Source organism: Stagnimonas sp. FW305-C-60 (assembly GCF_058782965.1).
Window position 1 is genome coordinate 638,256 of record NZ_JBYSYF010000001.1, and the last position, 20,708, is coordinate 658,963.

Annotated in this window: 20 protein-coding genes; 17 read left to right on the forward strand and 3 right to left on the reverse strand. The window is 66.9% G+C overall.

The window, feature by feature from the left end:
• The first annotated feature begins 38 nt into the window (after positions 1-38).
• From AC3WT6_RS02925 to AC3WT6_RS02960, 8 genes are read left to right on the forward strand one after another with little or no spacing between them, the layout of a single operon-like run.
• On the forward strand, positions 39-2,429 hold the full coding sequence (locus AC3WT6_RS02925; RefSeq protein ID WP_492652059.1) for a penicillin acylase family protein: 2,391 nt from the start codon (positions 39-41) through the stop codon (positions 2,427-2,429).
• A 22-nt stretch (positions 2,430-2,451) separates the two neighbouring features.
• Entirely contained in the window at positions 2,452-3,261 is an 810-nt protein-coding gene (locus tag AC3WT6_RS02930; protein WP_492652060.1) for a DUF3450 domain-containing protein, read from the forward strand.
• A 1-nt stretch (position 3,262) separates the two neighbouring features.
• Positions 3,263-4,699 (forward strand): MotA/TolQ/ExbB proton channel family protein, encoded by a 1,437-nt coding sequence (locus AC3WT6_RS02935; protein ID WP_492652061.1) that lies wholly within the window; start codon positions 3,263-3,265, stop codon positions 4,697-4,699.
• Positions 4,692-5,216: a MotA/TolQ/ExbB proton channel family protein gene (locus AC3WT6_RS02940; protein ID WP_492652062.1), complete on the forward strand. Its 525-nt coding sequence runs from the start codon at positions 4,692-4,694 to the stop codon at positions 5,214-5,216. Before AC3WT6_RS02935 ends, AC3WT6_RS02940 begins: the two co-directional genes overlap by 8 nt.
• A gap of 31 nt (positions 5,217-5,247) precedes the next feature.
• Entirely contained in the window at positions 5,248-5,667 is a 420-nt protein-coding gene (locus tag AC3WT6_RS02945; protein WP_492652839.1) for an ExbD/TolR family protein, read from the forward strand.
• 6 nt (positions 5,668-5,673) lie between these two features.
• Positions 5,674-6,084, forward strand: a complete 411-nt coding sequence (locus tag AC3WT6_RS02950; protein ID WP_492652063.1) for an ExbD/TolR family protein — start codon at positions 5,674-5,676, stop codon at positions 6,082-6,084.
• An 8-nt stretch (positions 6,085-6,092) separates the two neighbouring features.
• A complete protein-coding gene (locus AC3WT6_RS02955) occupies positions 6,093-6,794 on the forward strand; it encodes an energy transducer TonB (RefSeq protein ID WP_492652064.1) in 702 nt (233 codons plus the stop codon).
• Positions 6,794-8,125 (forward strand): tetratricopeptide repeat protein, encoded by a 1,332-nt coding sequence (locus AC3WT6_RS02960; protein ID WP_492652065.1) that lies wholly within the window; start codon positions 6,794-6,796, stop codon positions 8,123-8,125. The genes AC3WT6_RS02955 and AC3WT6_RS02960 overlap by 1 nt, the downstream gene beginning before the upstream one ends.
• 76 nt (positions 8,126-8,201) lie before the next feature.
• Here the strand turns inward: AC3WT6_RS02960 and AC3WT6_RS02965 are convergent, their stop codons facing one another.
• Together AC3WT6_RS02965 and AC3WT6_RS02970 are read right to left on the reverse strand one after the other, a co-directional pair.
• A complete protein-coding gene (locus AC3WT6_RS02965) occupies positions 8,202-9,098 on the reverse strand; it encodes a VOC family protein (protein ID WP_492652066.1) in 897 nt (298 codons plus the stop codon).
• A gap of 9 nt (positions 9,099-9,107) precedes the next feature.
• On the reverse strand, positions 9,108-10,304 hold the full coding sequence (locus AC3WT6_RS02970) for an acyl-CoA dehydrogenase family protein (protein WP_492652067.1): 1,197 nt from the start codon (positions 10,302-10,304) through the stop codon (positions 9,108-9,110).
• 394 nt (positions 10,305-10,698) lie between these two features.
• Between AC3WT6_RS02970 and AC3WT6_RS02975 the strand changes: the two genes are divergently transcribed.
• The 9 genes from AC3WT6_RS02975 (at position 10,699) to AC3WT6_RS03015 (ending at position 19,596) form a co-directional block, all read left to right on the forward strand.
• A complete protein-coding gene (locus tag AC3WT6_RS02975; RefSeq protein WP_492652068.1) occupies positions 10,699-11,454 on the forward strand; it encodes a Crp/Fnr family transcriptional regulator in 756 nt (251 codons plus the stop codon).
• A 92-nt stretch (positions 11,455-11,546) separates the two neighbouring features.
• Positions 11,547-12,656, forward strand: coding sequence for a 3-ketosteroid-9-alpha-monooxygenase, oxygenase component (locus AC3WT6_RS02980; protein ID WP_492652069.1), 1,110 nt, complete (start codon positions 11,547-11,549; stop codon positions 12,654-12,656).
• Between the two features lie 46 nt (positions 12,657-12,702).
• A complete protein-coding gene (locus tag AC3WT6_RS02985) occupies positions 12,703-13,809 on the forward strand; it encodes an amidohydrolase family protein (RefSeq protein WP_492652070.1) in 1,107 nt (368 codons plus the stop codon).
• Between the two features lie 27 nt (positions 13,810-13,836).
• Complete coding sequence (locus tag AC3WT6_RS02990; RefSeq protein ID WP_492652071.1) at positions 13,837-15,225, forward strand: cytochrome P450; 1,389 nt, start codon at positions 13,837-13,839, stop codon at positions 15,223-15,225.
• Positions 15,226-15,363: 138 nt separating this feature from the next.
• The gene (gene pap / locus AC3WT6_RS02995; RefSeq protein WP_492652072.1) at positions 15,364-16,854 is read left to right on the forward strand and encodes a polyphosphate:AMP phosphotransferase; all 1,491 of its coding nucleotides are present in this window, start codon (positions 15,364-15,366) and stop codon (positions 16,852-16,854) included.
• Between the two features lie 24 nt (positions 16,855-16,878).
• Positions 16,879-18,429 (forward strand): cyclic nucleotide-binding domain-containing protein, encoded by a 1,551-nt coding sequence (locus tag AC3WT6_RS03000; protein ID WP_492652073.1) that lies wholly within the window; start codon positions 16,879-16,881, stop codon positions 18,427-18,429.
• 57 nt (positions 18,430-18,486) lie between these two features.
• The gene (locus AC3WT6_RS03005; protein ID WP_492652074.1) at positions 18,487-18,714 is read left to right on the forward strand and encodes an RNA-binding S4 domain-containing protein; all 228 of its coding nucleotides are present in this window, start codon (positions 18,487-18,489) and stop codon (positions 18,712-18,714) included.
• Positions 18,715-18,718: 4 nt separating this feature from the next.
• On the forward strand, positions 18,719-19,249 hold the full coding sequence (locus AC3WT6_RS03010; protein WP_492652075.1) for a YgjP-like metallopeptidase domain-containing protein: 531 nt from the start codon (positions 18,719-18,721) through the stop codon (positions 19,247-19,249).
• Entirely contained in the window at positions 19,246-19,596 is a 351-nt protein-coding gene (locus tag AC3WT6_RS03015) for a hypothetical protein (RefSeq protein WP_492652076.1), read from the forward strand. Before AC3WT6_RS03010 ends, AC3WT6_RS03015 begins: the two co-directional genes overlap by 4 nt.
• A gap of 16 nt (positions 19,597-19,612) precedes the next feature.
• Here AC3WT6_RS03015 and AC3WT6_RS03020 read toward each other — a convergent pair whose 3' ends face one another.
• Positions 19,613-20,638, reverse strand: a complete 1,026-nt coding sequence (locus AC3WT6_RS03020; RefSeq protein ID WP_492652077.1) for a 2-hydroxyacid dehydrogenase — start codon at positions 20,636-20,638, stop codon at positions 19,613-19,615.
• Positions 20,639-20,708: the final 70 nt, after the last annotated feature.

Genomic DNA, 20,708 nt, shown 5'->3' on the forward strand with positions numbered 1-20,708 from the left:
GTAGCTCAAGTGATTCCCTCGTCGACTCGGAGAACCCTGTGAGGCTGGTCTGGCGTCTGCTGCTGTCTTTAGTGGCTCTAGTCGCGGTGGTGGCGGTTGCCGCATGTGCCTTGCTGGGCGCCAGCCTGCCCCGTCTCGACGGTCGCGCCGCTCTGACCGGGCTGAGCGCGGTGGCGACCGCAGCGCGTGATTCGCAGGGGGTGGTCACGCTGACCGCGGCCAGTCGTTTGGATCTGGCGCGCGCAACCGGCTTTGTTCATGCGCAGGACCGCTATTTCCAGATGGATCTGCTGCGTCGTACCGCCGCCGGCGAACTTGCGGAGTTGCTCGGGCCGGCGCTGCTGATCCAGGATCGCCAACGCCGCCTGTTCCAGATGCGCACGATGATGCGCGCCATGCTGGTGGCGATGCCGGGCGAGGATCTGTCCCTGCTGCAGGCCTACACCGAGGGCGTCAACCAGGGGCTGCAAGGCTTGTCGGCGCGGCCGTTCGAGTACCTGCTGCTTGGCAGCCGGCCGCGTGCCTGGGTGCCGGAAGACAGTCTGCTGGTGCTGGCCACGATGTTCTTCGGGCTCAGCGACTCACGCGGCAGCCGCGACCTTACACTGGCGGTGCTGCGCGAAGAGCTTCCGGTGTCGATGCTGGCCTTCCTGAATCCGCTCGGCACCCGCTGGGATGCGCCGCTGATCGGTAATGCTCCATCGACCGACGCACCGATTCCACCGGCCTCTGACTACGACCTGCGGCGCTTCGATGCCGCCGCGTTCCCGCCGGTTGCCGATAGCGCGGTCACGCCCGATTCGCTGCCCGGCAGCAACAACTGGGCGGTGGCTGGCGCCCAGGTGGTAGGTGGCGGCGCCCTGGTCGCCGGCGACGTGCACCTGCCCTATGGCGTGCCGCACATCCTTTACCGCAGCCATTTCGTGGTCGCCGACGCTGGTATTCAGGGCGATGCCGCGTATGAGGTGCTGGGAGCCACCATCCCCGGCGTGCCGTTCACCATCCTCGGCAGCAACCGGAAGATCGCCTGGTCGCTGACCACCACCTATGGTGACTGGACTGACCTCGTGGCACTGGAGCTGGACCCGCAGAACCCGCGGCGGTACCGCACGCCCGCGGGCTGGCGCGAGATCGAGCGCATCGAGGAGACCCTGCCGGTACGTAAGCAGGACGCCGAGACCCTCGTCGTCGAGCAGAGCATCTGGGGGCCGGTAATCCGTGACGCCAAGGGCCGCGCCTATGCCGTGCACTGGCTGGGCACCGTACCGGGCGCGCTCAACATGGGCTTTGCCGGCATCGAGCAAGCGCAGAGCGTCAGGCAGGCCATAGACATCGCGCAGCTGTCTGGCTTGCCGCCTCAGAATTTCACCGTTGGCGACCGCGACGGTCACATCGGCTGGACCATTGCCGGGCGTATTCCCCTGCGCCAGATGCAGGAGGGTCTGGTGCCGGAATCCTGGGCGGATGGTGCGGGTTGGGCGGGCTTTCTCGACCGCGCCGACTACCCGGTGGTGATCGATCCTCCGCAGGGTCGCATCTGGACCGCCAATGCGCGGGTGGTGGATGGTGCGGCGTTGCGGCGAGTGGGCATCGGCACCTATGCGCTAGGCGCCCGCGCCCGGCAGATACGCGACGACCTGATGGCCATCGATCAAGCGCGGCCGCAGGACATGTTCGCGGTGCAGCTCGATGACCGGGCACTGTTCCTGCAGCCATGGCAGACACTAATGTTGCAGCTGCTGAGCCCTGAGGCCGTACGGGATCGTCCGCTGCGTGCCGAGGCCAGGGCGCTGGTCGAAGGCTGGGGTGCCCGCGCGGACCAGGACTCGGTGGGCTACCGCCTGGTCTCCGAATGGCGCTTGCGCGTGCATGACGCAACTTTCGCGGCGCTGCTGGCGCCCTGCCGGCAGCGCAACCCGGACTGCGGCTATGGCGCGCCGATGTTCCAGTCCGAGGCGGCGCTATGGCAGTTGGTGACCCAGCAGCCGCTGCACCTACTGCATCCTGGCTACACCTCCTGGCCGCAGTTTCTGCTGGCGACGCTGGACGCGACGCTGGAGCCCTACTCCAAACAGGCGGGCGGCCTCGCCGCTCGCAGCTGGGGCGAGCGCAATCGCTTGCAGATGCGTCATCCGCTGTCCGCCGCCTTGCCGGCGCTGTCGCGCTATCTCGACATGCCGGCCGAGCCGCAGTCCGGCGACGCCAATATGCCGCGCGTGCAGCTGGCGCAGATGGGTTCTGCCGAACGCTTTGCCGTGACGCCCGGGCGCGAACAGGACGGCTACTTCGCCATGCCCGGCGGGCAGTCGGGTCACCCATTGTCCCCGTATTACCGCAGCGGCCATGCCGAATGGATGGCCGACCGGATGGCCCCCTTCCTGCCCGGCGAGGCGCAACACCAGCTGAGATTGGAACCGGCTGGAAACTAGATCAACGAGGAGAAGTAGACCCATGGATCATCGTTCTGCGTCCGCCGCCCGGCGGCTGCCTGTAAGGCAGGCCATCGCCCGCCGAAGCGCCCTTGCACTTGCCGCACTGTTTGGGGCGCTGCTGCTCGGCGCCATGGACGCCTCTGCTGCCGGGGTTTCGTCGCTATTCGACGAAAACAAGGCCTGGCTGTCGGCGCAGGTGGACACCCAGAAAAAGGTCGATGCCCTGGATGGTGAGCGCACCGACCTGATGACTCGCTATCAGGACGTGCTGCGCGAGACCGACGGCCTGCGCATCTACAACCAGCAATTGCATGCACAGATTCGCAGCCAGCAGGGCGAGATGGAAAACGTGCGCAAGGAAAGCTTCGAGGTGGAGCGTACCAATCGCGAGATTCTGCCGCTGATGCAGAAGATGCTAGACACGCTGGAGGTCTTCATCGATCTCGATGTGCCGTTTCTGCCTGAAGAGCGTCAGGGCAGAATCAAGAAGCTGCGCGAGATGATGAATCGCGCCGACGTCACCACCAGCGAGAAGTACCGCCGCATCGTCGAGGCCTACCAGGTGGAGATGGAGTACGGCCGCACGCTCGAAGGCTACGAGGGCAAGCTTGGCGACAAGGTGGTGGAGTACCTCCGGGTCGGCCGCGTCGCGCTCTCCTATCAGACGCCGGACCTAACCGAGACCGGCTACTGGGATGCGCAGGAAAAGAAGTTCGTCCGCGACGATAGTTATCGCGATGCGGTCAGGGATGGTCTCAAGGTGGCCCGTAAGCAGGTGTCGCCGAATCTGATCGTGGCGCCGGTGTTGGCGGCGAAGGGAGGCAACTGACATGCGCGTGACCATATGCGGCGCCATGCTTGTGCTTGTCCTCGCTCTCGGACTCACCGCGCCGGTCTCGGCGCAGCAGTCGGCCGGCCGCGAGGCGGTTTCCCTGGACGAGCTACTGGAGCGGACTCGCACCGCTCGCCAAAGCGACAACAAGATCAACGCCGAGCGCATCGCCCGCTTTCAGGCGGCGCGCGATCAACAGGCACAGCTCCTGGCCCATGCCGAGAGCGAGCGGGCCGAGGCGGAGGCGGAGTCTGCGGCGCTGGGGCGCGAGTTCGAGGCCAATGAAAAAGCACTGACCGAACTGCAGGACTCATTGAAGATCAAGGCCGGCAATCTCGGCGAACTGTTTGGCGTACTGCGCCAGACCGCCGGGGATTTCTCTTCGGTGGCGCGCAACTCGTTGATCAGTGCCCAGTACAGCGGGCGGGTCAGCAAGCTCGACGAGCTGGCACAGACTAAGAGCATGCCGCCGATGGAAGAACTTGAACGCTTCTGGTTCGAGATGCAGCGGGAAATGACCGAGACCGGCAAGGTGGTCCGCTTCCAGGGCCAGGTGGCCGACGCCGATGGCAGCACCCGCGGGCAGACGGTGACCCGCATCGGCCCCTTCGTTGCCATCGCCGACGGCAAGTACCTAGAGTTCAAGCCGGGCGTCAATAGCCTGGTCGCCCTGCCCAAGCAGCCGGAAGGTGACTACGCCGAGATGGCCGAGGATTTTCCAGAGGCCGACAGCGGCTATCAGCGCATGGTTGTGGACCCGACCCGCGGCGTGCTGCTGGGGCTCCTGGCGCAGAGGCCGGGGCTGCAGGACCGCATCCGGGTCGGTGGCTGGGAGGCGCTGCTAATTCTCACCGTCGGCTTCATCGGGGCGCTCGCGGCGGTCTACCAGTTCTTCTACCTCAATCTGGTCGGGATCAAGGTCAATCGACAGCTGGCGAATCTAGCCAGCCTGAACGCGGACAATCCGCTGGGACGGGTACTGCTGTCCTTCAAGGGTGCTCGCGCTCCTTCCGCGGGCGACGAGGCGGAGGTGGTGGAGCTGCGCATCTCCGAGGCGGTGCTGCGCGAACTGCCGAGCCTGGAGCGCTTCCAGAGCCTGGTGAAGCTGGTGGTGGCCGCGGGGCCCTTGCTTGGCCTGGTCGGCACCGTGCTCGGCATGATCGAGACCTTCCAGAGCATCACCGAGTCCGGCTCCAGCGATCCCAAGCTGATGGCGGCCGGTATCGGCAAGGCGATGATCGCCACCGTGCTCGGTCTGGGCGTGGCGATCCCGCTGCTGTTCATCCATTCCGCATTGGTGTCGCGCTCCAAGCGCGTCATCCAGATCCTCGACGAGCAGAGCGCAGGCCTGTTGGCGGAGTTGCTGGAATCCAGGCTGCGCGATGGCGGACGAGACACGCAGACAGCGGCGATGGGAGCGCCGAGTCGTGGCTGACTTCTGGATGGCACCGTTCGCGGGCTTTCTGGCCCTGCTGCACGCCGGCGGTATCTGGGTACTGTGGATATTTCTCAGCTGCTGCCTGATGTGGGCGCTGATCTTCGAGCGCCTCTGGTATTTCAAAGTAGTGCTGCCGCGCGAGGCGAAGTACCTGTTGCGGTGCTGGCAGCAGCGTGCCGACCATCACAGCTGGTCGGCGCACCAGGTGCGCCGCGCGATGATCTCGCGGCTCAACGCCGGCATGACGGCGAACATGCCCATGCTCAAAGTCATGGTGCCGCTGAGCCCGTTGCTGGGACTGGTGGGCACGGTGTCCGGCATGCTGGTGGTGTTCGACTCGATGGCCGCGCTCGGATCGGCCGATGCCCGCACCATGTCCAGCGGCGTTTCGGAGGCTATGAACTGCACGCTGACCGGTTTGGCGGTCAGCATCTCGGGCATGTATCCCGTCTACTACTTTCAGGCACGCGCACGTCGCCTGACAGAGTGGCTGGGCGATCAGTTCACCTACTGAGCCGATCGGCAATGGAGACCAGATCATGAGAATGCGAAGGCACTCGGCGAGCGAGGACGACGGCGAGAGCGGCATTGATCTCGCACCCATGCTCGACTTCGTGATGAACTTGCTGATCTTCTTCATCATCACGGCCGTGTTCGTGAAGGAAGTCGGCTTCTCGCTGTCCCGCCCCTCGGCCAGCAATCAGAGCACGCAGCAGGAGCAGAAGAAGGACGACAAGACGCTCTATATCGTGCTGCATGGTGGTGGCGAGGTTTCCATCGATCGGCGACCGATCGACGTGCGTGCGGTGCGCGCCAACGTCGAGCGGTTCAAGGCCGAGTACCCCGAAGGGCCGGTCATCGTCGTCGCTAACGGTCAATCCCTGACCGGAGTTCTGGTGCAGGTGATGGATCAAGTCCGCCTGGGCGGAGTAATGAATGTCTCCATCGCGTCATCCGGAGGTTGAAGCCGCATGCGCGGACGCCGACATAGCGAACAGGAAGAGAGCCATGGCATCGACCTCGCACCGATGCTCGACTTCATCATGAATCTGCTGATCTTCTTCATCATCACCACCAGCTTCGTGAAGCAGACCGGCGTCAAGGTGACCCGCGAGGAGGCCATCACCGCCGAGTACAAGGAAAACGGGAACATCCTGGTGGCGATCCGTCCCAATGGTGAGATCTGGATGGACCGTCGCCGGGTCAGCCTGCCGGAAGTGCGCGCAACCATTGAGCGCATGCACGCCGAGCGTCCGGAGGACACGGTGATCATCACCGCCGATCGCATGGCCGAGAACGGCGTGCTGGTCAAGGTGATGGACCAGATCCGTGCCGGCGGCGTCGAGTCGGTGTCACTGGCCACGCTCGGCCAGGGGGGCTGATGACCAACATGCACCAAACACCCCTGACCCAGCCGTTCGTGGGCGGACCACTCAACAGTGCGCCGCCACGGCTATTGGCGGCGCTGGGCCTGGGCCTGATGTTCGGACTGCTGTTCTTCGGCGCCCTGCACGCGGTCATGAGCCACAAGGGCGCGCTGCTTGGTGCCGGAGCGACGCTGCCGACCATCGACTTCGTCCGCCTCAACAAGAACTTCGAGCTGGAAACCCGCACGCGCGAAAAACCCAAGCCGGAAAAGCCGGAGAAACCAGAAGCCGCGCCGCTGTCGATGAACCTGCCGCAGGCCAGGGTTGAAGGCCCCAGCCAGACGGTCGACTTGCCGATGGGCCCGATGGTCGTGGTCGGCGACCTGCAGGTGGGCACTGGCCTATCGCTCTCTAAAAACGACCTGGGCAGCGATGGCGATTATCTGCCGATCATCAAGGTGGAGCCCAGCTACCCGCGGCGCGCGCAGGAGCAGGGGATTGAGGGCTATGTGGTGCTCAGCTTCACCGTCACGCCGACCGGATCGGTGGTCGATCCGGTGGTGATCGAATCGCATCCCGAAGGAGTCTTCGACGAGGCGGCAAGCCGCGCCGTGCTGCGCTTCAAGTACAAGCCGCGAGTAGAAAACGGCAAACCGGTGGCGGTGCCAAACGTTCAGCACGTCATCACGTTCGCCATCGATAAGGGCAAGGGGAGGCGCGGCTGATGCGGATTCACACGATCATCGGCCTCCCTCCGCAGGCCAGGGTGCGCCGATATGCCGTCGCGCTGCTGCTGCTGGCCGCTGCGTTGCCTGGCCTGGTGGCGGGCGCGACCGAGGCAAAAAAGCCAGTCGCCCAACCCGATGCCGCCAAGTACCAGACCAAGCGTACCCAGGCGCTGAGCAAGCAGACTTACGCCACTCTCGAAGCCGCGCAGCTGCTCTACGACGCCAAGGACTTCAAGGGCGCCATCGTCAAGCTCGACGAACTCAAGCCCCGGTTCGAGAAGCTCAACAGCTACGAGAAGGCGATGTACTGGAACTTCATCGCCAGCATCCAGGTGGCGATGAACGACAACAAGCGCGCGATGGAGTCGTACAAGAACGTGCTTCGGCAGCCTGATCTACCCGATCTGCTGCGGGGTAACACGCTCTATGTCATCGCCCAGCTCTCGTTCGCCGACGGCAACTACAAGCAGGCGATCAAGGTGATGTCGAACTGGATGCGCCAGGCCACCGAAATCAAGCCGGAACAGCATCTGCTGATCGCCCAGGCTCGCTACCAATTGAAGGAGTACGCCGAGGCCGAGCAGGCGACGTTGGCCGGTCTCAAGTTGGCCAAGGAAAAGGGCATTGCACCCCGCGAGAGCTGGCTCTCGCTGCTGCGCGCTAGCTACTACGAGCTGAAGAACTACCTGCGCGCCATCACCGTGCTGGAAACCATGGTGCAGCGCTGGCCGAAGACGTCCTATTGGCAACAGTTGGCCGGGATGTACGGACTGGCTGAAAAGCCTGAAGAGCAGCTGGCGGTGCTTCGTGCCAGCTATGAGGCAGGTGGACTCAGAAGCGAGCCCGACCAGTTAAATCTGGCGCGACTCTATCTGTTGAAGGAAACCCCCTATCCGGCCGTGCAGCTGCTCAAGAAAGGATTTGAGAAAAAGCAGATCAAGGAGTCGTCAGTCACGCTCCAGCTGTATGCGCAAGCGCTGAGCATGGCCCGGGAGCATGACGAGGAAATCGCCACACTGGCCCGGCTGGCACAGCTGAGCAACGAGGCCAAGCACTACATCTACCTGGGGCAGGCCCATGTGCAGCTGGGCCATTGGAACGAGGCCGCGGAGGCCTATCGAACAGCGACCAAGGCTCAAAATGTCGAGCGCCCTGGGGCATTGCAGATGATGCTCGGTAACGCTCTTTACAACCAGAAGAAATACGTCGAGGCCCGATCGGCGTTCCAGGCTGCCCTGCAGTACAGCGACACTGTGAAGGACGCCGCCACCTGGGTGAACTTCATGGACAAGGAAATCCAGAGACTGGCGGCGCTGCAAGCCCTATAGCCCCCAGAAAAGAGGCTTGGCTCTTGGCGCCGCCGATGGTCCTCCGCCGCAGCGATTCCCTTAGCGTTAATAGGGCCTAGCGAAAGCCCACTGAAAAATCGTGGCCCCAGAGGCTCACCGCGGTGGCCTCGAAGACGCTGTGCCGGCTCCAGTCCACCACCCGGCCGCCGTAGCCCAGCTCCAGCGCGAAGCCGGCCGGTGTGCGCAGGTAGAAGGAGGTCACCTCGTCGTTCACATGCCGGCCCAGAGTCGCCATCAGCGGCACCTGGTGCTTGAGCATGCGGTCGTAGGCGCGGCCCAGCGCGTCCATGTCGGGCAGCTCCAGCATGATGTGCACGCAGCCCGAGGGCACTTCGCCCTCGAACAGCGCAAGGCTGTGATGGCGGCCGTTGGCGCAGTGCGTGAAGTAGATGCGCTGCGCGCCGGCCTCCGGCGCCGCCGGATTGCGATGCCGGTAGAGGTCGGCCAGGCCAAAGCCGAAGACGTCGCGGAAGAAGCTCCAGCTGGCGTCGAAGGCCGGCGCCGGCAGCACCGTGTGGCCCATGCCCAACTCGCCGGTCAGGAAGGCCGGCACGCCCACCGGTGAGCAGAAGCGCTGAAAGTCGGACTGCGGCCCCCAGAACAGTTCGTGGCGATTGCCGGAGGGGTCGTGCACCACCAAGAGCTGCTGCGCGCGCCGCGCAAAGCACAGCTCGGCGCTGCCTTCCTCCACCGCGACTCCGGCGGCACGCAGGCTGGCGAGAGCCTCGGCGTAGGCCGCCTCGTCGGCCAGCTGCCAGCCGGAGGCGTAGTAGCGGTCCTGCGTGCCGGCGACGATGGCGATGCGGAAGTCGCGCTCGTCGGCCTTCAGGTACAGCCCGCCGTCGGGCGCCGGGCGGGCCATCAGGCCGACCACCTGCTCGCCGAAGAGCTGCCACTGCGCCGGCTCGCGGCTCTCGGCCACCACATAGGCCAGTTGCTCGATGCGAATCATGGCGGCCTTCTAGATGAACAGGTCGTTGTTGTCGTAGCCGAGCAGCACGCGCCCGAAGTTGCGGCTGAACAGATCCGGATTGTTGGCGTAGTGGCTGCGGCCGGCGCTGATGTCCTGCACATGGCGCGCCAGCGGCAGGTCTTCGAAGATGCCGCGCGCGCCCGACAGCGCCAGCAGCTCGGCGGCGTGATGGGCGCAGCGGTCGACCACCATCGCCGCCTGGCAGCGGTAGTGCAGGCGCTCGCGGATGCTCAGCGATTGGCCGCTGCGGGCGCGTTCCATCAGCGTTTCGAAATTGCGTCGCAGAACCAGCTTCATCTCGTCGATGGCCACCGTCGCCTGCGCCACCGCCGCCTGCACCTGGTTCTGCTCGGCGCTGCGGGTGCCCATGTCGCCGACTCGCACGCGGGCGAAATCCACGAAGCAGTCGAGCGCGCCCTGCAAGGCACCGATCGCCGAGCTGGACACCGCGCGCACGAAGATCTGGCCGAACGGCAGCTTGTAGAGCGGCGACCGGTTGACCGCGAGGCCTGGGCTGGTGCCGGCAAAGCCGTCGGCGGACTTGTGCGTGCGGTGCTCGGGCACGAAGGCGTCGCGCACCACCACGTCGTTGCTGCCGGTGGCGCGCAGGCCCATGGTGCGCCAGGTGTCGAGCACCTCGAAGTCCGAGCGCGGCACCAGGAAGGTGCGGTATTCCGGCGCGCCCTGGCCATCGACCGGTGGCACCAGGCCGCCGAGCAGTACCCAGCGGCAGTGGTCGATGCCGCTGGAATAGCCCCAGCGGCCGCTGAAGCGATAGCCGCCCTCGACCCGCTGCACCTGGCCCTTGGGCATGTAGCTGGAGGCGATCAGCACCGAGCGGTCCTGGCTCCAGACCTCGTCCGCCGCTTGCGGGTCGAACAAGGCCAGCTGCCAGTTGTGCACCGCCACCACGCCGTACACCCAGGCGGTGGACATGCAGCCCTCGGCCAGCGTCATCTGGATGTCGTAGAAGGTCTGCGGGTCGAGTTCGTAGCCGCCGTACTGGCGGGCCTGCAGCACGCGGAACAGGCCGGCGTCCTGCAGATCGGCAATGGTCTCGGCGGGAAGCTGGCGGCCCTGCTCGGCCTCGCGGGCGCGGCGGGCCAGCACCGGCACCAGCGCGCGGGCGCGTTCCAGCAGAGAATCGGGAGTGACGATGGGACTGACGCTGCGTTGAGTTTGCACGAGGCTCTCCTGGATCGGTGCGAGCGGCCACTTCGGCCGCCCTGGGATGACCGGCGCTGGTTTCTCAAAGCGCTCTGGCAGCGACCTCATCCGAACTGACGATCCGACGCGACTCGCATTTTTTCGCGCCGCGCCCGTGCGAGCGCCGCCAGTGCGGTCAGCGCCTAGTGTCGTGGCATCGCGAGCGCCGGCTAAGGCCAACGCCGGCTACAACAGCGCGTCTGCGCGCGTCGTTGATCTAGATCAAGGCCGGCGCCGGCAAAGCGAGCAGCATCAGCGCTCGTAAACGCTGCGCTGCGGGCGGGTGCGTTGCCCGCACAAACGGATGAGGTGCCGGCGCCTCGGCTGCAAGAGCCTGTATGCGAGGGTTCACGTTCTCTAGAGAGGTATGCCCATGCTCGCCAGTGAAGACTGCGCCACGGCCAGCCACAACGACTGCTCGGTCTGCCCGGTGCGCGCCTGCATGGTGCGGCGCGCCAGCAGCACGCTGGCCAGCGCCTTGCTGGGCATCATGGAACCACCGGTGGCGGTAATGCCGCGCGCCAATCCGCTGTTTGTCGCCGGCGAATGGTCGGACGCCATCTACACCGTTCGCGGCGGCTGCCTGAAGACGTTTACCGTCGACGCCAGCGGCAGCGAGCACATCCGCGGCTTTCATCTGCCCGGCGACTGGATCGGCCTAGATACGCTCACCGCGCCGCGCTTCGGCGCCAGCGCCACCGCCATCGTGCCCTCGCAGGTCTGCGTCACGCCCTTGGCCAAGCTGCGCCAGCTGATGGCGCGCGAGCCGGAGCTGGGGGGCTTGCTTGCCGACTACGCCAGCCGCGAGCTGGCGCTGGCGCTCTCGCAACTGGGCGACTACTCGGCCGAGCAGCGCATCGCCGCCTTCCTGCTGCGCATGCGCGAGCGGCTCTCGGCCTGGGACGGAACCCTGCTGTTGCCGATGACCCGGCGCGACATCGGCAACTCCATGCGCATGGCGATGGAAACCGTCAGCCGCACGCTCAAGGGCTTCGAGCGCAACGGCTGGCTGCGCTGCGAGGATCGCTGCATCCGCCTGCTGTCGACGCGGCCGCTGTTCGAGCTGGCGGCCGCGGTGGGCGTCGAAAAGCGGCTGGCCGAGCCGCAGCTCGCGCAGGGCTGTCGTTGATCTAGATCAAAGCCCGCGCTGCTGCACGCGGGGGATGTTGCGGGGCCGTGGAGCGGGAACAGTGCTGACACCTCCACACGGGAGTTTCAGCCATGGTCAGCCTCCTCAACACCGCGACGAAGGTCGCCGGTATCCATCTACCCAAGGCCGCGGAAATGCCCGACCGCTACGCGCGCGGCTGGCATTGTTTGGGCCTCGCCAGCGAGTACCGCGACGGCAAGCCGCATGGCATCAAGGCCTTCGGCACCCGCCTCGTCGTGTTCCAGGGCGAAGACCAGCAGTTGCGCATCCTCAACGCCTGGTGCCCGCACATGGGCGCCGATCTCTCGATCGGCCGCATCGAGGGCAACAACGTCGTCTGCCGTTTCCACGGCTGGGCCTACGACGGCAACGGCCGCTGCGCGCACATCCCCTACAGCAAGACCATCCCGCCGCGCGCCGCGGTCCGCGCCTGGCCCGCGCTGGAGGTCAACGAGCTGCTGTTCGTCTGGAACGATCCGGAAGGCGCGCCGCCGCCGCCGGAGCTGGCGATCCCGGAGCTGCCGCAGGGCTTCTCTACCGAGTGGTCGCCCTGGTCGATGTCGCGCTGGGAGATCGACAACAACTGCCGCGAGCTGGTCGACAACCTCGCCGACTTGGGCCACTTCGGACCGGTGCACGGCTCCTCCGACGTCAAGTACTTCGCCAACATCTACGAGGGTCATCGCGCCACGCAGGTGATGGTGGGCATCAACGAGCGCCTGGGCGGCACCCGCAACCATCTCACCACGGTCGCCACCTATTTCGGCCCGGCCGTGCTGGTCTGCCACATGACCGGCGAGGCCGAGGGCATGCCGGTGGAGTCGATCCTGGTGGTCAGCCATGTGCCTATCGACCAGCAGCATTTCGAGCTTCGCTTCGGCGTCAAGGTGAAGAAGATCGCCTCGCTCAACGAGGAGCAGAACCAGCGCATGGCGGCGCAGTACACCGAGCTGGCGATCCAGGCCTTCACCGAAGACGTCGCGGTCTGGCACAACAAGGTGCGCGTCGACAACCCGCTGCTGTGCGCGGGCGATGGCCCGATCTTGCAACTGCGCGACTGGTACGAGCAGTTCTACACCGACGTCCAGGCGGTGCCGGCGCGCCTGGCGCAGCGCCGCGTCATCGAAATCGATCTCGGGCTGAAGCAGCACCCCGACTTGCAGCACGCCTTTGGCCTTTGAGCGGCCGTCCCCTTTTTGTCCAGCAACACATTCCTTGGAGAACCTCATGAATACTGCCGTCCTCTCGCAAGACCGTCTGATCTCGGTCGACTCCCACGTCCACTTCACCGATGACTGGATCAAGGCGCGCCTGCGCAAGGATCTGCACGGCCTCTGGGACGAGGCCAACCGCAAGGCCGAGGACTACGCCGCCAAGGTGCTGCGTGGCGGCCAGAAGAACCTGGAGCTGGAAGACTTCGTCGACCCCGAGGCCTCGCGCGACCCCGGCCACTTCGAGCCCAAGGCCAAGCTCAAGGCGATGGACCGCGACGGCGTCTACGCCGAGGTGATCTTCCCAGAACTGGCCGGCGCCAAGATCGTCAACCCGACGCTGATGGGCTCGGACTGGAAGGAAGTGTTCCAGGGCTACAACAACGCCATGGCCGACTTCGCCTCCGAAGACCCGGTGCGGCTGATGACCGCCTACCAGCTGCCGCTCTACGACATCGACTTCGCGGTGAAGGAAGTCACCCGCCTGGCCAAGGACAAGCGCGCGCGCTGCGTGCAGATCACCCCGTACCCGGCCGACTACGGCCTGCCGGATGTCTACGACAAGCGCTACGAGCCGCTGTGGGCGACCATCCAGGAAGCCGGCCTGACCATCCTCAACCACCTCGACCTCAAGGCCAATCTCTGGGACGTGTTCCGCCGCGACCCGACGCCGCAGAAGGGCATCTTCACCGGCCTGGCCTGGACGCCGATGGCGGAGTCGATCTGCATGTGGATCCTGACCGGCACGCTGGAGCGCTTCCCGCGCCTGAAGGTGCTGCTGGTGGAGCCCGGCCTGGGCTGGCTGCCCTGGTTCTTCGCCACCCTGCTCGATCCGCGCATGCACCAGCACTACCAGTTCCCGGGCGTGAAGCTGATGCCTTCGGAATACTTCAAGCGGCAGATGGGCGCGACCTTCATGTACGAGCCCCTGGGTCTGAAGGCCGCCTACGACTATTTCGGCGCCGACTGCCTGTACTGGTCCACCGACTTCCCGCATCCGGCCACCTGCTGGCCCAACTCGCGCTCGCAGGTGGTGAGCCAGTTCGCCGAGGCCGGCATCCCCGAGGCTGATCGCCGCAAGATCACTTCGGAAAACGGCTTGCGCACTTTCGGCCTGGTCTAGGCCGGCAGCCAACGCGGAGGACAGTCGATGAACCTCACCCAAACCATGGGCCCGGCCCGGGCGCCGCTGCCTCCGCCCCGGGTCCGCGGCTGGCCGCTGCTCGGCAACACGCTCTCGTTTGCCCGCGATCCGGCGGCCTTCTTCCTCAAGTGCTACCGCGAGTACGGGCCGGTGTACCAGGTCAGCGTGCTCGGCAATGCCTATACCTGCATCGCCGGTGCCGAGGCGGCCAACTTCATGGGCACCCGCGAAGGCAAGGAGTGCCTGCGTTCCTACGAGGTCTGGGAGCCGCTGATGCGCGAGTTCGGCGCCTCCAAGATGCTCAGTGCCGCCGACGGCGAGCTGCACAAGAAGCTGCGCGACATCATGCGCCGCGGTGTCTCCAAGGAGGCCCTGCGCGGACGCTACAACCTGGTGCTGGATATCACCGACCAGGCCATCGCCCGCGACTGGCCGGTCGGCCACGCGGTGCCGGTGGTGGAGGCCATGCAGTACATGGTGGTCGACCAGCTCGGCACCATCCTCACCGGCTCGGCACCGCGCGCCTACGTCAAGGACATCCGCACCACCATCCTCTACATCCTCAACGTGCTGGTGACCCGGCAGCGGCCGCTGTTCCTGATGAAGATGCCCGAGTACAAGCGCGCCAAGGCGCGGATGTTCGAGCTCGCGCACCGGATGATCGCCGACTACCGCGCGCAGGAGGCCCTGCACGGCGAAAAGCCGGAGGCGGAGCGCTCGCTGATCGACGATGTGATGGCGGCCCACAAGGCCGACCCGGTGCTGGTGCCGGAAGGCGATCTGCCGATGCTGGTGGCCGCTCCCTATGTGGCCGGACTCGATACCGTCGCCAACACCACCGCCGCGATCGCCTACACCGTGCTCAAGCATCCTGGCGTACTCGCCCGCGTGCAGCGGGAGGTGGACGCCCTGTTCGCCAAGGGCCCGGTGAACGAGGACGAGTTCATGAAGAGCCTGCCGGCGCTCAACGGCGCGATCATGGAAACCATGCGGCTCTACCCGATCGCGGTGGCGCAGATCCGCATTGCCAATCGCGACTTCGTGTTCGCCGGCCACCAGATCCGCGAGGGCGAGCGCGTCTACCTGGGCACCAGCGTGCCGCACTTCCAGGATCAGTACTTCCCCGACGCCGCCAAGTTCGACATCGACCGCTACGAGAAGCCGCGCGCCGAGCACATGTGCCCGGGCGCCTATTCGCCCTACGGCCGCGGCCCGCACACCTGTCTGGGCAAGAGCTCGGCGGAAGTGCTGCTGGCGCTGACCATGGCCCGGCTGTTCTATCGGCTGGATCTGGAACTGCCGACGCCCGGCTATGTGCTCAAGACCAAGACCGCGCCGACGCCCGGCCCGGCGATGAACTTCAAGCTGCGGGTGCGTGGTCTGCGCCAGCATTAGGGAGGCGGGCCGCCATCTACCGGAGCGGGCTTGATGCAGGTCAATGCCCCGGCCCCCGGCCGGGGCTCAGGCTCCTGAGCCGGACCGCCAGTCGGCGAATTCGCCAGGGCTGGGTCCAGGGCCGGGGGGGGCACCGCCATGTTTGAAGCCGCAGAACTCGGGCACAAGCTGTCCAAGAGCCGCTACCGGCAGATCGAGCCGGGCCTGCGTGCCGATCTGCTGGACGCCCAGTACGACCTGAGCCAGAACGGCCGCTTCCCGGTGATCATCCTGATCTCCGGCGTGCGCGGCGCCGGCAAGGGCGAGACCGTCAATCTGCTCAACGAGTGGATGGACCCGCGGCATATCCACACCCACGCCTTCGACGATCCCTCGGGTCTCGCGCATGACCAGCCGATGGCGGCGCGCTACTGGAGCGCGCTGCCGCCCAAGGGCCGCATCGGCATCCTGTTCGGCTCCTGGTATACCGCGCCGATCATCGACCGCGTGTTCAAGCGCAGCAGCAAGGGCGATCTGCTGCGCTCCATCGAGGAGATCAACCACTTCGAGCGCATGCTCGCCGACGAGGGCGCGCTGATCCTGAAGTTCTGGTTTCACCTCTCGCACAAGCGCCAGAAGAAGCGCCTGGAGCAGTTGCAGTCCGACCCCGATACCCGCTGGCGGGTCACCGCCCGTGACTGGGATTTCTTCCAGCATTACGAGCGCTTCTACCGCATCAGCGAGGAAACCCTGCGCCAGACCAGCACCGCCCAGGCGCCCTGGCTGGTGGTCGAGGGCTCCGATCCCCGCTACCGGGCGGTGGCGGTGGGCAGTGCCCTGCTGCAGGCGCTGCGGCAACGCCTGCAAGCGCCGTCGCCGAAAGCCATGGCCAAGCCCTCGGCGCCACCGCTGGTCCGGCCGCCGGACCATCTGCACATCCTGGCGCGGATGGATCTCAAGCAGAAGCTGGCCAAGCCCAGCTACCAGCGGCAGCTGGAGAACCTGCAGGGCCGTCTGGCGCTGGCCTCGCGGCACCCCCGCTTTGCGCGGCACAACGTGGTCTGCGTGTTCGAGGGCATGGACGCCGCCGGCAAGGGCGGCGCGATCCGCCGCATCACCTCGGCGCTGGATGCCCGCCTGTACCACACCATTCCCATCGCCGCGCCCAGCGACGAGGAACGCGCCCAGCCCTATCTCTGGCGCTTCTGGCGCCATCTTCCGGGCAAGGGGCGCTTCACCATCTACGACCGCAGCTGGTACGGGCGGGTGCTGGTGGAGCGGGTCGAGGGGTTCTGCTCCGAGGCCGACTGGTTGCGCGCCTATACCGAGATCAACGACTTCGAGGAACAGTTGACCGCCAATGGCACGGTGGTCGCCAAGTTCTGGTTGCAGATCTCGAAAGCCGAGCAGCTGCGACGCTTCAAGCAGCGCGAGCAGACCCGTTTCAAGCGGTTCAAGATCACCCCCGAGGACTGGCGCAACCGGGAGAAATGGGATGCCTACCAGCTTGCCGCGGCCGACATGATCGAGCGCACCAGCACCGCGCAGGCGCCCTGGGTGCTGGTCGAGGCCAATGACAAGTATCACGCCCGGGTGAAGATCCTCTCGGCCCTGGTGGACTCCCTGGAGGCGGCGCTGGACGCGCGCTGAGGCGCGCGCCGCGCCGACGGGCGCATGGACTCATTCGCGAACACCGCCTGGGCGCTGTTCTGGCGCGCCGAGCTGCCGTATCTGCTGATCGTCGGCGCGCTGGCCGGCCTGACGCTCGGGCGCGCCGCGCCCGCCGACCGGGCGGCGCTGCGGCACAGCCTGGTGGCGCTGGCGCTATGCCTGCTGCTGGAGCTGGTGACGGCCCTGGTGGTGGCTCTGGGGCTGGTGCGTGCCGGCACGCTGGCGCACGGCGCCGCCCTGGTCGCCACCGGCTTTGCGGTGATCCGTCTGGTCGGGCTGGCGCTGTTCCGCGTGCTGCTGCGCCGCCGTGGCCTGGCGCCGCCGCGGATCGTCGAGGACGTGGCGCTGATCGCCGCCTACGCCGCCTGGGGCCTGCTGCAACTGCGGCTGGCCGGCGTCGATCTCGCCAGCCTGGTCACCACCTCGGCGATCATCACCGCGGTGCTCGCCTTCGCCATGCAGGACACGCTCGGCAATGTGCTCGGCGGCCTGTTCCTGGAGCTGGACGACTCGCTCGCCATCGGCGACTGGGTGAAGCTCGACGAGCTCTCCGGCCGCGTCATCGACATCCGCTGGCGCCATACCGCCATCCGCACCCGCAACGGCGAGACCGTGGTGGTGCCCAACAGCGCGCTGATGAAGTCGCGCTACGCGGTGATCGGCAATCCGGACAGCCAGGCGCTGCGCTGGCGGCGCTGGATCTGGTTCGAGGTCGGCTACGAGACGCCGGCGGCCCAGGTGATCGCGGTCGCCGAGCAGGCCCTGGCCGGCGCCGAGCTGGCTCAGGTCTGCGCCGAGCCGGCGCCGCAATGCCTGCTCATGGAGCTGGGCCCCGGCCTGCGTCGCTATGCGCTGCGCTACTGGCTGGCCGACCCCGAATGCGACGATCTCACCGACAGCCGGGTGCGCGTGCATCTGCTGGCCGCCCTGGAGCGCGCCGGCATCGCCCTGGCGCTGCCGACCACGGTGATCCACCGCATCGCCGAAGACGAGGCCCGCGCGGCGCGGCTGCGTGAGGAGCAGCTCGCCGCCCGGGTGCGGGCGCTGCAGGGCGTGGAGCTGTTCTCGCAGCTCACCGCGGCGGAACTGGAGGCCCTGGCCGGCCATCTGGTGCGCACCCCGTTCGCCGCCGGTAGCGTCATCACCCGCCAGGGCGCGGTCGCCCACTGGCTGTATCTGCTGATCGCCGGCGAGGCCGAGGTCTGGCACGAGGCCAATGGCGGCGCGCGCCAGCGGGTGGCGCTGCTCAGCCCCGGCACGGTGTTCGGCGAGATGGGCATGATGACCGGCGAGCCGCGCGCGGCCACGGTCATCGCGCGCAGCGAGGTCGAGTGCTACCGCCTGGACAAGGCCGGCTTCGAGAGCATCCTGCGCGCCAGGCCGGCGCTGGCGCAGGCGATCTCGCAAGTGCTCGCCGCCCGCGCCAGCGGCCTGTCGCAGGCGGTGGCGAACGCCGAGGCACGGGCCGCGAGCCCGGCGCCGCATCCCGACAGCCTGCTGCGGCGCATCCGCGGCTTCTTCCATCTCGACGAGCCGCCCGCGCCGCCGAAATAGCGCGGCCCGGCGCCGCGCGCCCGTTACCATGGCGGCCACATCCGCCGGTTTCTCGTCATGACCAAGCTCGATTTCACCCTGGACGCCGACTACATCGAACTCAACCAGCTGTTGAAGCTGGCCGGCCTCTGCGAGAGTGGCGGTGCCGGCAAGCTGCTGGTGGCCGAGGGCCTGGTGTCGGTGGACGGCCAGCCGGAGTCGCGCAAGACCGCCAAGATCCGCGCCGGTCAGGTGGTGGTCTGCGACGGTATGCGCATCCGCGTGCATGCCGCCGCCACCGGCTGAGTCGATGAGCTCGGGGGTCGAGCCGGCGCTGCTGGAGCGCCAGCTCCGCGCCTATCTCGGCGCCTATTCCGAGAGCGTGCAGGCACAGGTGCGCGGCCTGCTGCGGGAAGGCCGGCTAGGCGAGCATCTGGCGCGCAAGTATCCCGGCCAGCATGCGATCCAGAGCGATGCCGCGCTCTACGACTACGTGCAGGGCATCAAGCAGGCGCAGCTGCGCAGCGCGCCGCCGGTGCACAAGGTGCTCTGGCAGAACAAGATGGATGTGATCCAGAACGTGCTCGGCCTGCATACCAGCGTCTCGCGGGTGCAGGGTTCGCGGCTGAAGGCCAAGGCCGAGATCCGCATCGCCAGCCTGTTCAAGTCCACCGCGCCGGAGTTTCTGGAAATGGTGGTGGTGCACGAGCTGGCGCACCTGCGTGAGCGCGCGCACAACAAGGCCTTCTACCAGCTCTGCGAGCACCTCTTGCCGGACTACCACCAGATCGAGTTCGACCTGCGCCTGCTGCTCTTGCAGCGGGCGGTGGCGGGCGCATGAGCGCCGTCGCCAAGCTGCGCGCCATCAAGCTGGCGCACACGCTGATCTGGGCTTTCTTCGCCGGCTGCGTGCTGGCCCTGCCGTTCGCGGCCTGGCTGGGCGCGCAGCGGTTGGCGGCGCTGCTGGCCGGCGTGGTCGCGCTGGAAGTGCTGGTGCTGGCCGTCAACCGCCTGCGCTGCCCGCTCACCGCGCTGGCGGCGCGCTACACCGAGGACCGCCGCGCCAACTTCGACATCTATCTTCCGCTCTGGCTGGCGCGCAACAACCAGCGCATTTTTGGAAGTCTCTACTTCGCCGGCCTCGCCTACGCGGCGTACTGCTGGCTGCGCGACAGCGGCGTGCTCTAGCCGAGCCGCCTCGGCCTCAAATCGGCGCCGGCCGCAGCAGCGAGGAATCCACCCGGTTGCCGCTGCTCGCGGCGCGGCCGGCGAGGTAGTCGTCGGCATTGGTCAGCGTGGTCTCGGCGATGGCGGCGAGCGCCTCACGGGTGAAGAAGGCCTGGTGGCCGGTGATGACCACGTTGGGGAAGGTGAGCAGGCGCTGGAACACGTCGTCGGTGACGATGGTCGACGACAGATCCTCGAAGAACAGATCGCCCTCCTGCTCGTAGACATCCAGGCCCAGCGCGCCGATGCGGCCGGACTTCACCGCCTCGATCACCAGCGCGGTATCGAGCAGGGCGCCGCGGCTGGTGTTGATCAGCATCACGCCCGGCTTCATCCGCGCCAGCGCGGCGGCGCCGATCAGATGATGAGTGGCCGGCGTCAGCGGGCAGTGCAGCGAGACCACATCGCTTTCCGCCAGCAGCGGGTCGAGCGCGCTGGCGATCGCGCCCTCGGCGAGCAGGGCCGGCGGCACGCCGAGCGGATCGTGGATCAGCACCTGGCAGCCGAAGCCGCGCATGATCCGCGCGAACACCGCGCCGATGCGGCCGGCGCCGATCACCCCGACGGTCTTGCCGACCAGATCGAAGCCTTCGAGGCCTTCGAGCCGGAAGTCGTTCTCGCGGGTTCGGTTGTAGGCGCGGTGCAGGTGGCGGTTGAGCGTCAGGATCAGGCCCACCGTGTGCTCGGCGACCGCGTGGGGCGAGTAGGCCGGCACCCGCAGCACCGTCAGGCCCAGGCGCTCGGCGGTCTGCACATCGAGCTGGTTGTAGCCGGCGCAGCGCAGCAGGATCAGCTCGGTGCCGGCGGCGCGCAGCTGCCCCAGGGTTACCGCATCCAGGGGATCGTTGACGAAGGTGCAGATCGCCGGTACGCCGGCCGCCAGCCGCAGGGTTTCCGGCCCCAGCCGGGCTTCGACGAACTCCAGGCTGTGACCGCGCGTCTGGTTGGCCGCGGCCAGGTCGCGGCGGTCGTAGCTGCGGGCGCTGTAAACCAGAATTCGCATGGTGGACATCCTCGTGATGGCGGCCAGCCTAACCGACCCCCGTAGTGATAACAGGCCCTAGTGGATACCC

Bases quoted from the DNA above. Each gene is read 5' to 3' on its own strand.
- AC3WT6_RS02990 (WP_492652071.1), top strand. From the start codon at position 13,837: ATGAACCTCACCCAAACCATGGGCCCGGCCCGGGCGCCGCTGCCTCCG.
- AC3WT6_RS02975 (WP_492652068.1), top strand. From the start codon at position 10,699: ATGCTCGCCAGTGAAGACTGCGCCACGGCCAGCCACAACGACTGCTCG.
- AC3WT6_RS03005 (WP_492652074.1), top strand. From the start codon at position 18,487: ATGACCAAGCTCGATTTCACCCTGGACGCCGACTACATCGAACTCAAC.
- AC3WT6_RS02935 (WP_492652061.1), top strand. From the start codon at position 3,263: ATGCGCGTGACCATATGCGGCGCCATGCTTGTGCTTGTCCTCGCTCTC.
- AC3WT6_RS02965 (WP_492652066.1), bottom strand. From the start codon at position 9,098: ATGATTCGCATCGAGCAACTGGCCTATGTGGTGGCCGAGAGCCGCGAG.
- AC3WT6_RS03000 (WP_492652073.1), top strand. From the start codon at position 16,879: ATGGACTCATTCGCGAACACCGCCTGGGCGCTGTTCTGGCGCGCCGAG.
- AC3WT6_RS02930 (WP_492652060.1), top strand. From the start codon at position 2,452: ATGGATCATCGTTCTGCGTCCGCCGCCCGGCGGCTGCCTGTAAGGCAG.
- AC3WT6_RS03020 (WP_492652077.1), bottom strand. From the start codon at position 20,638: ATGCGAATTCTGGTTTACAGCGCCCGCAGCTACGACCGCCGCGACCTG.
- AC3WT6_RS02985 (WP_492652070.1), top strand. From the start codon at position 12,703: ATGAATACTGCCGTCCTCTCGCAAGACCGTCTGATCTCGGTCGACTCC.
- AC3WT6_RS03015 (WP_492652076.1), top strand. From the start codon at position 19,246: ATGAGCGCCGTCGCCAAGCTGCGCGCCATCAAGCTGGCGCACACGCTG.
- AC3WT6_RS02950 (WP_492652063.1), top strand. From the start codon at position 5,674: ATGCGCGGACGCCGACATAGCGAACAGGAAGAGAGCCATGGCATCGAC.
- AC3WT6_RS02980 (WP_492652069.1), top strand. From the start codon at position 11,547: ATGGTCAGCCTCCTCAACACCGCGACGAAGGTCGCCGGTATCCATCTA.
- AC3WT6_RS02960 (WP_492652065.1), top strand. From the start codon at position 6,794: ATGCGGATTCACACGATCATCGGCCTCCCTCCGCAGGCCAGGGTGCGC.
- pap (WP_492652072.1), top strand. From the start codon at position 15,364: ATGTTTGAAGCCGCAGAACTCGGGCACAAGCTGTCCAAGAGCCGCTAC.
- AC3WT6_RS02945 (WP_492652839.1), top strand. From the start codon at position 5,248: ATGCGAAGGCACTCGGCGAGCGAGGACGACGGCGAGAGCGGCATTGAT.
- AC3WT6_RS02955 (WP_492652064.1), top strand. From the start codon at position 6,093: ATGCACCAAACACCCCTGACCCAGCCGTTCGTGGGCGGACCACTCAAC.
- AC3WT6_RS03010 (WP_492652075.1), top strand. From the start codon at position 18,719: ATGAGCTCGGGGGTCGAGCCGGCGCTGCTGGAGCGCCAGCTCCGCGCC.